Raw genomic sequence first — 13,476 nt, 5'->3', positions numbered from 1 at the left:
ACTCTACCTCTCCTCACCTTTTGTAAACAATAGATCATAAAAGGTTATGCCAAGAGCCAATCCCAAAGGAGCACCAAAGTCCAGGTTATCAAGCCGCTCTGGCCAAAATAAATAATTTGAAATATAAGATACTGCCATTAGGAATACAAAAGTCCCTGCGAATCTAAATATCCGTTTTTTAATATCAAACCCAGGCAGCTTCTTAACATTTATAGCGATAAGGATCATTTGAAAAAGCCCAAATAAAAGCAAGAATATAACAAACCCAATTACAAATCTTATGGAGTTCGGAGTGTCGATATCTGTTAATACAATGGACATCGTAACAAGCAGACCTATAAGAAATACTAAATATAGTATGATTGTAATCCACTTCTCTTTTTTGTTTTCCATTATCAATCTCCTACTCCCCAGCCAACAGTACAGATTCAAGAACCTCGACCTGCTCTTTGTCTGTTAACCTTCCGTAACCCTCATTTTCCTTCTCACTGATAATCGTAGCCGTTTCTCCTTTAAACCATATACGATAATGATATAAACTTTCGGGCATATTCTTTTCTTCTTGGATAAAGAAAGTGGCAAACACATCTTCTTTCCTTGCCATTTCCACTTTCGTGTTAGGTGACCACTTAACTTTATCGAATGCCTGCTGAATCTTCTTTAGCGTTTCATTTGAGGCTATGATCTTTTCTTCACCATCATTTAGGCCTTCTTCAGATATCTTTTGCACATCTATCCTAGTCAGCTCCGGTTCAACACTGGCACTACACCCTGCAATGCATAGAAAAATCACAAGTAGCCCTATACTAAGTTTTTTCATCTCAATCCCCGTCCTATTTATCGCCTAAAAATTCAATCAGTTGATAGTCTTCTTCTGACATTTCTTCAACCGAGGTGATCACATCAAGAAACCGCTTGTACAATACCTGAATTTCAGACTGTTGGTCTATGGTTTGAATGGTTTCTTGATAAATATCTTCATTTTTATAAGTGTGTATCTCAAGCCATTTCGTTTTGTCTGCCATACTTTGGAGATGAATTGTCTTTTGGTCTGGGAATCTAGAATAAACCTGATCTGCTTCTTCCTGGATATTCAGGTATTCCTGTTCTTTGCCTGACTTTACATGGTAACTATATATCTTCACAAACACTTTTACACACCTCGAATCCGTCGACAATTCAGCTTCCATTCCAAATCCTTTTTATGTACCTTCGTTAAATGCAGTAAATCAAATTCATTTACTTCGACCTGCTTTGTTATAACATCGGCCTCAGAGATAGCGATATGATATAGTTCTTCATCAATAACACCAGATGATAAAGCTGACTTTAGCTCATCGGCATCTTTATGAAAGACTTCTCCTGTAGGAAGGATTATGATGTCCAAAAAGAGATCGTCCATCCACGGGCGGCCGTTATCCATGCCATTTCGATAACAAATATCGATATACCATTGGGCAATCTCCCCTGCCGCATTAAACATAGTAGTGACTGAATAACGTGTCCCCTCAGGGAAATGCTGTAGCCAGGTATACCCTTCGTCTACTACGCAGACCTTCTTATCCCCATATTGGGCATATAAAGGTTCAGTTATTTTAATCACCTTTAACATGGTAACGTGACCCTTAAAACCATCTTCATCGAAGAAATCCTGAATGAATTCCCTTTTAACGACACGAGCCCAATCAGCCCGGTCACCATATTTTCTTTTTAACTTATTATCATTCATATAAATCTCCCATATTATTAGTTAGGGGAATATTGTTTTCTTGCAGTTTCTCCATGATTTTAAATCTGTTGTTCTGCACCTTGCTGTTGTAAGGCAGTTCAATCACTTCTCCAGCTTTTGTGACAAGATTTAAATGGTCCACTATGGTTACTCCATTACTTTTCACGAAAATTTCTTTTGCTTCTTTAATATCCTCCCAATGATAGGAGTTAATGGTGTTGAACGTATTATAATCATTAAAATGCATTCCCTGGTCATCAAGGTAATAATAGTTTGACACGCCGAACATGAAGAATGGTACGCATCCTAGCATAATGAGGAGTGTAATCCACTTGATGCCTTTCCATTCGAACTTCCACGTGAAAAATAAATACAGAAATAGAGTTACCGCTATCCACTGCATGCCAATCATGAAAATTACATATGCAGATGATGGGGTATCATAAAACCATTTATCAGCTGACAGGTAAAGATAATCCTGAATAATATAAACAAAAACTAGAGGCATGAACAAACTGCTTATGATCAAAATAATTGCTGTCACAAGGATTATATTAGATGAATTCTCTGTACTGAAACTTAAACGCGCCATCATTTATCCTCCTTCTCCCTAGATAATTGTTAATACGTTTATCAAGGAAGAAGGTTTCAAATATTCCAAAAATTTACTCTGGATAAATTCATTGAACAATCAACATTAAGAATGCTTTTCCATTGGCTCTCTACATTGTGTGTAGCCATTTCTTCCATAAAACTCGATGCTCGTATCGCTGGGCCACACGATGATGAACTCGAACTTCTTTTCTTCTGCCCATTCATTGACACGTGACAGCAACCTGCTCCCAATCCCTTTTCCCCTAAATTCGGGAACAGTATATACATTGGTCATATAAGCAAACGGATTGGTAATCCTGCCTGGACGTGGCACCTTATGGATCAATTCAATGTAAATATGGGAAATGATTTCCCCGTTATTCTCGGCAATCCAGACAAACCATTGCCCACTTTCCAGCGCAGATTCAAGAAACTCTCTGCATTCTTTTTCAAACGAGCTATACTCCACTCCCTCCCCCATTTCGGGATAATCCTCGAGTGTAAAGTCCCATCTCATTTTTATTAATTGATCAATATCCCCTTGGTTGGCTAATCGGATTTTCATATTCCCCTCCGCTGGTATAAATTATGTTCGCTGCTTTTAGGTGAAGTTTTGCTGCCTACTTATCTGCTTTCATTTCTCTTTTCCGCATAAAAATAACTCAATCCAAAGGGTAGTAATGGAACGAGAGCTAACAGCCTAAATCCATTTTCCGCACCCAGAAAATAAAGGGATGGTAGGGTAACGGCCACTCCGCTCATCAGTAGAAGCTTCGAGGATTTATTTACCAATCCCCCTATAAAAAGGAAGCCTGAAGCCACAATCAATAGCCAAAATATTGCCCCTGCCATATTTCATCCCTCTTAAAAAACTTCATGAGTGTTTTTCTTCAATGCACCTAAATCATATAAAATGCCAGCATCGCTATTCTCACACCACATTTCCTTCACTTTGCTGCCTTCAAATGTAAAAATCATGATGCCCGTTTCTTTTACACGCTGATTTTCTGACGGGATATCGAACCAGCCGCCTTTGTATGTCATCCATCCGGTATAACGCACCACCAGCTTATTGCCCTGTTCTATCAAATCATCCAGCACCCAAATATCGTCATGAAAAACGGAGCGGTACCATTTCATGAAATCCACCATCGAACTCCGTGAGTTTTCACCATTTCTCGAATGGTAAATAAAGTCCTCAGTAGTCAGTTCTTCAATCACTTCGAGTTTACCCTCTGTAAAATATTCACCGAACCATCTTTCAGCTAGTAATCTCTTATCATCGCTAATCATACTCCCACTCCTGATCACAGTTGTTTTTCCAGCAGCCACAGGCCACCAATGTTAACACCTCTGAATTCCTCCATATTACCTTGTTCATCTTTTATCAATAATGCTCCTTTGGCAAACAGCAAATACCAATCAAACGAGTAGCCCTGGATCGAATAAGTTTCGATCTCAGTCTTCAACTTATCCTCTATAACCACCTGAGACACTTTCACACATTCAATGCTAAAACATTTGTATTCTGTATGATCACTGATATGATTTAGAAACGATTGTTGATGCTTCGGAACACTAGCTCCTAAGTAAATTAAAAGAATAAGAATGACACTTATTAGATATGAAATATTAAACTTATGCTTAACCAGCAAAATCCATAATGCAACTGCTGAAAAAAAACTAATCCATAACAGCCAGCCAATGTCGAAAAACATATTTGCAAGGAATGAATTGAAAGCAAGGAAGATCAAATAGCGAATAACGTTGGCGATTGAACGGGCTTCTATCTCCTCTTTTACTTCTTGCTCCAATCCAACTGTCTTTTTACTGATAAACAAATAAAAAATTGAATATAAAATGATTACGGCCATACCTATGAAGGAAATAATTAAAGAACCTTTATCCATATAAATCACCCTATGTCAACATTCTGCAAATTCAGTTTGAACCAACGGCCATGGCCTTCGGTTTCCCCGATTGTGTTCAAGTTTTCTTGTCCATTGAGATAATAATCGAAGTGAAGCTTTGCATCGTAAATATTATTGTATATAGACAACAAGCATCACTTTATCCTTTTATATAAAGACACAATACCAAATAGTATCAAATAAACACCAAACACTGCTGTCACCACAAGAATCAAATAGTTTCCTGCTATTAATGTTGTGGGATGCTCTTGTGGACTGAAGAATCCCAGTTCAAACGGATAGGCATCCTCCATCGGTGTCAATGAGGTATGCTGTTCAATTATTGGCAATGGCAGCCCAAGTCTATGTTTGGTTAGATCATAATTCGAGGTGACAATGACGGAATCAAAGAGAGGAGTAATTGTCACCCCAATCCAGCCAATAAAAATAGAGACTATTAATAATTTGTGTCGCAGCACTTTATTTTTCATTTCAGTCCCACCATAAAATCAACTTCCTTGTTTCTCTCATTTCTTCAATTAAACCATTGATGCTTCCTGAGCCCTGTTCGACGATATCAGGACAGAATTTATAAATTTCTGTTGCAAATGCTTTAAGGGCTTTCCCTTCAGGAAAGACTTCAAAGTTCGCTTCTATCCAATCGTAATCTGAGCCAATGATGATAAATGGATAACGTCTATACCAATCCTTGAGTTTAGAAATAACCCTTTCATTACTAATATCGTAGTTATCCCCATTCGTCTGCTGAAATCTAAGGATATCAAACTGGTCTGATCCAGGTATGATGGCGATTTTTTCATGATTAGAATCACATATAAAAGCCTGGTAGTCTATTGACTTAAGTTCCTCTTTAAGATTCAAAACCAATTGCTCCGCTTCTTCCTGTTTGACTTCCACACAAATCCCCACAAGATCAGCTTGTTTTTCAGTATACAAATCTACTTTGTAAAAAGGATGAATTCTGCCATTTATACTGCTTCTGACTATTACCAATGCCTCTTGTGAGATTCCGCTTTGTTCTACTTTAAATTCGGTTTCTTTACTCCTGCCAACGCTAAATAACCTTTTCCAATTCATTTCCTATCACCTGCAATTTTTGTTAATCAGTTCATAATAAGGAATGACAAGATCAGCTTTTTCTACTGGCCGGAGGTTTTCCATGTAGTAGTCCTCCGCTTTCCAGTACCTGTTCCTGAACTTTTCGATTTTCTGCTGGGTTTGATAGCTTTCCCGCGCAAACCTTATATCTCTTGGACAGTCTATAAAGACGTTAAAATCAAGATATGGTCTCCATTCCTCTCTCTGAAGAAAAACCCCTTCAACAATAAAGACATCTTTCCCGGTCAGCTGCAACTTTTGATAAACATGTTGATCCAATTTATTATCATAAAATGGGAGTTCAATTTCATTTAGATGGATCAAATTATCCAGCAAGGATTTCTTTAACCACTCTACATCCCACTGCAAGAAATAATATTCCTGCCATTCCTCGTTGCCGGTACTGTACCTTTTTGACTTTTCTACAATATGGTCGTCCAGGTGAAAGACCAAATTGTGGATTTTTTAACCTGCTCAGGCCATCTATACCTAAAATAATGCGTTTATTTTGACGAACCGCCGACACGATTTTTGTCATTAATAAATCTACGGCATCCATAATCGTAACCTCATTATTCGCTAAGTTGACACCTATTTCCTTTTTTAGGCAAAAATAAAACCACCTAGTAAAGGCGGGATTATTTGTACTGCAGTTTGATATTTATTTTCTCTGCCTCTTCAATGCTTTCTTTTAACCAGATGGGAGCATTGGGATGGGCTCCTTTCCAATTGTTCTTCTCTTATTCGCATACACTCATTTGCATCCCTTCTTTAAGCCTAAAGCCCTGTAACTTTTTTCAAAGGGCCCAATTAACGTTTTTTACCAAAAAGTTACACATAAATTTTACTAATTAAATTTACTGAAAATTCGATAAATTTACACATGCTTTTCCAACATTACTACTTGTATAATAGTATTACACCTAGAGTTATCAAAGGTAGACCAACAAAATTAGGAGAGTGATCAATTTGTTAGAAAACGTTATTTTCGCAATGGTCATTGGTGGATTTGTTGGACTGACAGCTCATGTGAGAAAACGAGGCAAGATCATTATGCCGAGAAGAACAAAGAAATTCATTTACCTTGGTTTCTTGGAAGAAATCCTCACCGCTTCATTAGCAGCCGCACTATTGGTAGTATCTTCAGAAGCTGATTCACTTCTTAGAGTTTTTTTGATGTCCATCATGGCGGGTTTCGGGGGTGATGCCTTACTAAGAGGACTTGAATTATTTCGAATAGGAAGCGGTAACGCGGGTGGGGAGGATATTGGCAAATGAAAAAATCAATACCTCAGCCTAAGAGAAAGAAGTTTGCTAGCGCCATTGGTCAAGCAGCTTCCAGAGTGCTTGTTTTTTTTTGATAAAAATAAACTTGGGAAAATTTTTATCCTCGAATAATTTTGATACTTTCTCCCTCTAACCAACTTACCCTCCATCAATAAATAAGTTTCCAAATACAAGTCATTCTTTTTCACATTTTAATTTCTGATAACGGGAAAAGTAAGACTAAAACGATTAGGAGTACATTATGGACTTAAGACTTTTCCAACAAATTAACAAGCTGTCAGGACGAATTTCACCCGTAGATAACCTGATGATTTTCATTTCAAATCAATCCCGCTATGTTTATGCTTTTATACTCCTTGTACTGCTGTTAAAAAACCGGAGAAACAATCGAATTGCACTTGAAACGGGAAGCTCAGTACTACTAGGTCTTGTTGTGCAATTCTTTATAAAATTGTTTTACAATAAACCTCGCCCTTTCGTAAAAAGACGAGTAGGAATTCTGATTCCGTCTAAAACGGATTCATCCTTCCCAAGCAAGCATACAATCCTGGCCTTTGCTGCTTCGACTACTATACTAATGTTCCATCGTAAATTAGGAACAATCATGATGTTGATGTCAGCGCTAACTGGATTTTCACGCATATGGGTTGGCCACCACTATCCATCCGATATCATCGGAAGCGCACTTCTTGGATCACTGACCAGTTTCGTGACACGCATTTTTTCATTCAGCAAGTTCGGGAACAAGCCGGAAGCCAACTAACATTAATATCGGACAAATTACTTCGAGTTCCTCTAATTCCTGTCCGTCATATCCTTGATGACGGACACTTTTTCGGTGTTTCCTCTGATTTCTGTCCGTCATGGCCTTGATGACGGACACTTTCTCCAAGTTTCCTCGGTTTTTTGTCCGTCAAACCCTCGATGACGGACACTTTCTCCATGTTTCCTCGGATTTTTGTCCGTCAAACCTCTCGATGACGGACACTTTTCCATTGCTTTCAATGATTGTTGTCCGTCATATCAGTGAACCTAAGCCTTAAGGTTGTAAGCAGCCAACTGCTCTCCCCAGGGTGCTATTTCTGTCTCCATAAATCCGGCTTTCTTATACGCAGCTCTTGCCCATTCATTCTCCTGATTATAGCCAATCATGATCGTTGGGATTTCGGTCGTGTTCATTCTCTTAATCTCTTCAATTACTAATGTTACCGCCGCAGTCCCAAAGCCTTTACCCTGGTGCAGCTCATCGATCATTAAACGATAAATCCAATAATTATTGTCGTCAGGGTCAATTCCGTACATCGCAAAACCCACCATTTGATCTCCTGCATAAATACCACTTGCAGTGAACTGTTCAAGAAATTGGACTTCTGCGATGGAGTACAGGTTGGACGCGATAAAATCCTTTTGCTGTTCCTTAACCTTTAACTGAATTGCATCTTCCCAGTTATCCTTTGTAATCGGTTTTAACGTCAACACCATAAAATCACTCCTATTTATCTACAAAAATAAAAATCTTAACCGATGTAATTCATGTTATTATTTTAACTGATTTTACCATTAACTCGTGAATTCTTACCCTTCTTTATAAAATTTTCTAAAATACACGTGTAACTTTTCCTGGTTTCAACTGTCTATGTTTTCCAGAGAGGGGGATGAAATGTCAGACCCAAGAATTGAATTATATGAGACCTACAAGAATGCGATTTTCTTATACTTGTATCGCTCTACTTTGAATCAACATATTGCCGAAGATCTTACCCAGGATACATTTTTGAAGGCTTTCCAGTCACTATCCAGCTTTCGTAGTGAATCCTCTTTGAAAACCTGGCTTCTTAAAATAGCACGGAACACATATATCAATTACAGCAAAAAGAAACAGAATAAAATGGAGTTCCAGTCTGATTTGATCGACCAGCAATGGTCCGAACAGCAAAATCTATACAAACGTTCTGAGGACCAGCAAGTAATTGAACTGACATTACTAAGGCTTCCCGAAAATTACAGGACGTATATTATTTTACGGGATGTCAATGACCTAACCTATGAAGAAGTTGCTGTCATAACAAACGAATCAATCGGCCAGGTGAAAGTTGGATTATACCGAGCACGTAAGAGATTCAGGGAAATCTACAGAGAAATGGAGGATGGAGAATGAAGCTGGAGCATGATGTTGTACAGGATTTATATCCGCTATATATAGAAAACGATTTAAGTCCTTCAGTAAAAACCTCAGTTGATGAGCATCTGAAGGAATGTGAGGAATGCAAGTCTTTTTACGAAACAGGGGAGAAATCATTTCAAATAAATAAAATTGAAGAGCCTGCAGCACCACAATCACTAGATGAAAAGATCATTCTTAGAATGAAACTGACTCGTCTGCGGCTTATTTCTGTCGTGCTAGCAGCAATCATTTTTTCTATGATTTTAACTGACTATGTAAATGAACGGGAAAAAATGTTCATGGCTGTCAGCGATTATTATGTTGCGATCGAAAACTCACCACAAATGTTTGATTCTATTAAAAATAAAGAACAGAGCGACCTTATGCATATTGAGCAAACTTTTTACCAGTTATCCGAGGGAATTATGGAGATTGAAGAGTATATGAACTTTATTGAAAGCAAATTTTATGACTCGACAACCTTTCTTCTCAGCCTGAATACCCAAAGATTAAATTCCATGATCCAAGTAATGAAAACTCGCTATAACCAGGGTAGATGGTCAGAAACTGATGAAGCAGCATTCCAGGCACTTAAAGAATACTTTAAGAAACAGGAGGAAATCACTAGTGTGGAATACGGGAAAACTCACCATGGCTACAGCTCATACCTCCACATTCTGGATGTAAAAAAGATGGATAAATTTTATGAGAATGTAAATTTATTAAGCTACAGCTATACCCGTTTTCACAAAATGCCTGAACAAATCAAAGTGCTGAGAGAGTCCGAGTTAAAAAGTAGGATCGCGTCCGCTCTGGAGATTAATAAAGATGATATCGACTTAAAAAAGGAAAGCCCACTAAATGCCATGTATGTCTACCGTTTTGATATAGGTGAAAATGGCAATGGAGGAGAAATTGATGCAGTCACCGGCCAAATAACCAATTACCATGGGGATACTGGACCACTAAGTGATGGGCCAATCATGGACCAAAAAGAAGCAGAAAAAAAAGCCATGTTATATTTAGAAAAAATTTATGGAAAAGTTTTAAATCTTGAACTCGTTTCTTTGGGATTTAATTTCAACTCTTTTGCGGATGATTCCAGATATAAGGTTTATAGCTTCAAAGCTGTGCCTAAAGTAGAAGGTTATACATTGTATACCCCTTTAGAAACTGAGACTTTGTTAAATTTAAATGCCAGGAACGGTAAGCTTGAAAGCTTTGATCACAATCGTCATGTTCCTTCATTCGATGATTTGGATGCAGTCGATTTAACAGCCTCATCTGGCAATATTGATGATAAAAAAGCGGTTATCATATACTCTGCTTTAACAGGTCAATTTGAACTTGTCTTTATAAAACCTGATTTAGAATACTTCCAGAAAGACAAATTTACTTCTGCCAAAACGAGACTTGAAGAGAAAATTTATATAGATTCATTTTAAAGTTAAATACTACCTTACGATTAATTGGGAAAGGAAAGTAAATTAGCAAAAAAAATGCCTGGAGCATAAAGCTCCAGGCAACTTCTATTATCAATCCATATTAAAGATAAATACCCCTTTGAATAAGTGTCTATTAAATTAGTTCCCGACTAAAACAAAAACATTGCCATCCGGGGCTTTCATTACTGCTACGTGTCCACCTAAAGAGTTTGGAAATGGAGTGCGTATCCACTCTATTTCCGTATTAGTTTTTAATGTTTCGTACGAATCCTTAACATCTTCAACGACAATTTCGATTTCAGCAAAATTTAAATTCGGATTGTTCTTTAATACTAACTCTGAATTGCCATCAGGAAATCTCATTCCAATAAGACGCCAAAGTTTTTCCTCATCCTGATAGGTTTCCCAAGCATTGTTTAAACCCATTGATTGATAGAATTTCACTGACTTATCAATATCATTTGTATAAATTGCAAGACATTCGATTCTTTTCCACACAATTTGCTCCCCCATATCTTTTTCCTATGCTGAACCAATTAACTGTATAATGAGCTTTGCAGCATGGATTAGCTAAAAACAACTTAACATAATAATATTATAATCTTCCTTACTTCTCTGCCCCCATTTTATTGCTTTTCTTCACTCAATCGCTCAACCTCTTTTTCCAGAAAATCAAGTCGTCGATGAATCCGGTATATTATCGGTAAGTATGCAATAATCACAATGATGAACCACCCCATTGTTTTCCTCCTTAAGCATGCTGAATTATTGATCCTTAAATTCTGATATAAATAATTATTTCGGTTTTTTGAGCATATATCCTTTAAAAAATTGAAATTCAGTCTGTCTGGTATTGGATTATTTGAGTTTACTTTCAATGTTTGCTAAAGTTAAATTAAGGATACTTAAACCTATCTAGATGTTGTTAACTAAATCTAAGTATATAGCCGGGGAGTGTACATAAAAATGGAATCAACTTTTAACCAAAGAGATGAAGTGACCGATTTCATTCAATCCAATAGGGAACTTTTCGAACAACATTTGTTATCAGAAGCGGTGAATGTAGCTTCGAAGATTAATGAGATTCTCCAAAAAGGGAATATCGACCTTTTAAAGAACGCTGAAAATTTAATTGTCTACATAGTGGAGCAGCAAGAAGAGAATCTGGTTGCTTTTGCTGAACAAGAAGGGATTGCCTGGGCAGAACATTCGTTGACGGTTGCTTTCAAGCTGGAATGGATTCAGGCCATTCGCCGAACTTTATGGCATTTCCTCAATAAATATGATCAAATGTATAACCGATTTTCTGACCGCGAGGAATTCTTCCAACTCGAAAAAAAGATCAATGACCGAGTAGATCAATTTCTGAACACCTTCTTCCTGACTTATACAAAGTACAAAGATGAACTGCTTAACTCACAGAGAAAATTGGTTGAACACTTATCCGTCCCAATTATCCCAGTCAGCACTTCTGTTGCTGTACTTCCTCTAATCGGTATGATGGATGATTACAGAATGCAGATTATCGAAGAGAAGGTCTTGATGGATATTTCAAGACTGAAAGTCCAAACATTAATTATGGATCTATCTGGGATCGCAGACATGGAAATGAATGTGATTTCCCATTTCCAAAAAGTATTGAGCGGCGTATCGATGATGGGTTCAAACGCTGTCATTACTGGATTGCGTCCCGAGCTTGTCAGAAAAATGATACATACAGGTATCACTTTTGACCAAAAGGCAGAAACCAAAGGTACATTACAGCAAACACTGCGATCCTATCTGGATAACGAAGTTACGAAATAATATAGCAAAAGCCCCTATTCCTTACATAGGGGCTTTCGTGTTGGCTATAAAAATCTCTTGTCGAGCTCAGACACTAGTTTATTATTTTGTTCGATATCCTGATGAATTCCATCTATTTCGGAAGATATATTCAATTCTTGTTGTTTGACTGAACTGATTTTCCGCTGCTGGGTGTCGTGCTGTTCCGTGATCTTTCGCAAACGGTCTGCCAGGGACATGCTATCGGCCCTTATCGATAAGATACCAGACGAAACATTTTCGAGCTCTTTATTTTGAGATTTCACCTTAGCGTCTATCTGCTGCATTAGGTCATCAAAGTCAGTGAATGAAGAAAAACTTGAACTGATTTTGTTCTCTATTCCTTCTAATTGTGTCGATATATTTTGAGATGCTTCTGCAGAGGCAGCAGCCAGCTTGCCTACCTCTTTTGCGACAACAGAAAATCCTTTACCGTGTTCACCTGCACGTGCCGCTTCTATGGAAGCATTTAAGGCCAGGATTTTCGTTTGTCCTGAAATCGATGAAATCGTTGAGCTGATGCTGCCAATGGTTTTAGTTAAACTTACAAGTTCCTTTAACAATTCTGATGTTTGATTCATATGCTCGACAGCCTGCTGATTATCCTCTATGACAGCAACAGAGCCCTCTGCTACTTCTTCAATTGCACCGCTGTACATGCTAATCTTTGATTCCATTTGTTCAAATACGGTAAAAAATTGGGATAGTGCTTCTTTATTTTCAGTGAGTTCGTTTTCCAATCCACTAATAGAAACCAGATTACGATTCACACTTTGTTTAATGTTCTGGGTGGATAAAACAATATCATTGAAGGTTTCTTTCATTGCACCAACGAATACGCCTGCCTGTCCTTGGTCATCTGCTTCTTCTCCATCCTGACCTGGCTGATGGATTTCCTGGACGATATTCAAGATTTCATCCAGCGCTGGACGATCAAATTGCGAATCTCCTATATAGCTGTAGCGAATCAAATGGTTTTCGTCCAGGACATAGGTGCTAGGTATGGCTATCCGGAAACTATCCCATTTTACTGGTACAAAAACCTCATATTGCTTGATCACCGTTCTCTTTTCATCAGACAGAATTGGAATCTTGATGCCTTCCTTATCGACATACGCCTGGATTCCATTGATATTTTGTCCGGCAATTCCAAGAACCTGAATCCCCTTTTCTCTTAAGAAATCATATTGTTCATTCAGCTGGACCAGCTGATTTCGGCAGTTTGGTCACCATGTGCCTCTTAAGAAAACAATGATTATAGGCTGACCTGCGAAGTCTGATAAGCTGTATTTTGCATTATTCGTTCCGGGCAAAGCAAAATCTGGTGCTTGCTTGCCTACGTTCAAACCTCTATTAGCCAAAATAATCTCTCCTCTAACAACATTGTGTCAAAGATTATTATCG

18 protein-coding genes and 2 pseudogenes are annotated in these 13,476 nt (G+C 37.9%); 5 read left to right on the top strand and 15 right to left on the bottom strand.

Translation table 11 applies throughout. The features are described from left to right. Positions 1-3: 3 nt before the first annotated feature. The 12 genes and pseudogenes from J7E32_RS01130 to J7E32_RS23280 all read right to left on the bottom strand — a co-directional run bounded on the left by J7E32_RS01130 (position 4) and on the right by J7E32_RS23280 (position 5,890). Positions 4-393, bottom strand: coding sequence for a hypothetical protein (locus J7E32_RS01130; protein WP_214902366.1), 390 nt, complete (start codon positions 391-393; stop codon positions 4-6). A 10-nt stretch (positions 394-403) separates the two neighbouring features. Continuing rightward, positions 404-820, bottom strand: a complete 417-nt coding sequence (locus J7E32_RS01125; RefSeq protein WP_214902364.1) for a hypothetical protein — start codon at positions 818-820, stop codon at positions 404-406. 13 nt (positions 821-833) lie between these two features. Next, positions 834-1,151, bottom strand: a complete 318-nt coding sequence (locus J7E32_RS01120; protein WP_214902361.1) for a hypothetical protein — start codon at positions 1,149-1,151, stop codon at positions 834-836. Positions 1,152-1,153: 2 nt separating this feature from the next. Next, the gene (locus J7E32_RS01115) at positions 1,154-1,729 is read right to left on the bottom strand and encodes a ribonuclease FAU-1 family protein (protein ID WP_214902358.1); all 576 of its coding nucleotides are present in this window, start codon (positions 1,727-1,729) and stop codon (positions 1,154-1,156) included. Next, positions 1,722-2,324: a hypothetical protein gene (locus tag J7E32_RS01110; protein WP_214902355.1), complete on the bottom strand. Its 603-nt coding sequence runs from the start codon at positions 2,322-2,324 to the stop codon at positions 1,722-1,724. Before J7E32_RS01110 ends, J7E32_RS01115 begins: the two co-directional genes overlap by 8 nt. Before the next feature lie 102 nt (positions 2,325-2,426). Continuing rightward, complete coding sequence (locus tag J7E32_RS01105; protein ID WP_214902352.1) at positions 2,427-2,888, bottom strand: GNAT family N-acetyltransferase; 462 nt, start codon at positions 2,886-2,888, stop codon at positions 2,427-2,429. A 299-nt stretch (positions 2,889-3,187) separates the two neighbouring features. Then, positions 3,188-3,616 (bottom strand): ester cyclase, encoded by a 429-nt coding sequence (locus J7E32_RS01100; RefSeq protein ID WP_214902349.1) that lies wholly within the window; start codon positions 3,614-3,616, stop codon positions 3,188-3,190. 14 nt (positions 3,617-3,630) lie between these two features. Next, a complete protein-coding gene (locus J7E32_RS01095) occupies positions 3,631-4,233 on the bottom strand; it encodes a hypothetical protein (RefSeq protein ID WP_214902346.1) in 603 nt (200 codons plus the stop codon). 5 nt (positions 4,234-4,238) lie between these two features. Beyond that, a pseudogene (locus J7E32_RS01090) lies at positions 4,239-4,376 on the bottom strand (DUF2332 domain-containing protein); the annotation flags it as partial. Positions 4,377-4,388: 12 nt separating this feature from the next. Next, complete coding sequence (locus tag J7E32_RS01085; protein WP_214902342.1) at positions 4,389-4,724, bottom strand: hypothetical protein; 336 nt, start codon at positions 4,722-4,724, stop codon at positions 4,389-4,391. Between the two features lies 1 nt (position 4,725). Continuing rightward, the gene (locus tag J7E32_RS01080) at positions 4,726-5,331 is read right to left on the bottom strand and encodes a DUF4253 domain-containing protein (RefSeq protein WP_214902340.1); all 606 of its coding nucleotides are present in this window, start codon (positions 5,329-5,331) and stop codon (positions 4,726-4,728) included. A gap of 6 nt (positions 5,332-5,337) precedes the next feature. After that, a pseudogene (locus J7E32_RS23280) lies at positions 5,338-5,890 on the bottom strand (nucleoside/nucleotide kinase family protein). Positions 5,891-6,321: 431 nt separating this feature from the next. Between J7E32_RS23280 and J7E32_RS01070 the strand changes: the two are divergent. Next, positions 6,322-6,630, top strand: coding sequence for a DUF4257 domain-containing protein (locus tag J7E32_RS01070; protein WP_214902338.1), 309 nt, complete (start codon positions 6,322-6,324; stop codon positions 6,628-6,630). A 250-nt stretch (positions 6,631-6,880) separates the two neighbouring features. Further along, entirely contained in the window at positions 6,881-7,402 is a 522-nt protein-coding gene (locus J7E32_RS01065) for an undecaprenyl-diphosphatase (protein ID WP_214902336.1), read from the top strand. A gap of 269 nt (positions 7,403-7,671) precedes the next feature. On the opposite strand, the gene J7E32_RS01060 is transcribed toward J7E32_RS01065, so the two are convergent. Next, complete coding sequence (locus tag J7E32_RS01060) at positions 7,672-8,121, bottom strand: GNAT family N-acetyltransferase (protein WP_214902334.1); 450 nt, start codon at positions 8,119-8,121, stop codon at positions 7,672-7,674. Between the two features lie 178 nt (positions 8,122-8,299). On the opposite strand from J7E32_RS01060, the gene J7E32_RS01055 reads away from it, so the two are divergent. Both J7E32_RS01055 and J7E32_RS01050 read left to right on the top strand, forming a co-directional pair. Beyond that, complete coding sequence (locus J7E32_RS01055) at positions 8,300-8,797, top strand: RNA polymerase sigma factor (protein ID WP_214902331.1); 498 nt, start codon at positions 8,300-8,302, stop codon at positions 8,795-8,797. Continuing rightward, positions 8,794-10,248, top strand: coding sequence for a zf-HC2 domain-containing protein (locus tag J7E32_RS01050; protein WP_214902329.1), 1,455 nt, complete (start codon positions 8,794-8,796; stop codon positions 10,246-10,248). Before J7E32_RS01055 ends, J7E32_RS01050 begins: the two co-directional genes overlap by 4 nt. A gap of 138 nt (positions 10,249-10,386) precedes the next feature. Here the strand turns inward: J7E32_RS01050 and J7E32_RS01045 are convergent, their stop codons facing one another. Next, positions 10,387-10,746, bottom strand: coding sequence for a VOC family protein (locus J7E32_RS01045; protein WP_214902326.1), 360 nt, complete (start codon positions 10,744-10,746; stop codon positions 10,387-10,389). Between the two features lie 468 nt (positions 10,747-11,214). On the opposite strand from J7E32_RS01045, the gene J7E32_RS01040 reads away from it, so the two are divergent. Then, a complete protein-coding gene (locus J7E32_RS01040) occupies positions 11,215-12,054 on the top strand; it encodes an STAS domain-containing protein (RefSeq protein ID WP_214902323.1) in 840 nt (279 codons plus the stop codon). Between the two features lie 44 nt (positions 12,055-12,098). Here the strand turns inward: J7E32_RS01040 and J7E32_RS01035 are convergent, their stop codons facing one another. Continuing rightward, entirely contained in the window at positions 12,099-13,418 is a 1,320-nt protein-coding gene (locus tag J7E32_RS01035; protein ID WP_286182575.1) for a redoxin domain-containing protein, read from the bottom strand. Positions 13,419-13,476 lie beyond the last annotated feature (58 nt).

This window comes from Bacillus sp. ISL-55, from assembly GCF_018613155.1.
Classification (GTDB): domain Bacteria; phylum Bacillota; class Bacilli; order Bacillales; family Cytobacillaceae; genus Mesobacillus.
The sequence above is the reverse complement of the archived record's forward strand: the minus strand, read 5'-3'. Positions and strand labels throughout refer to the sequence as shown.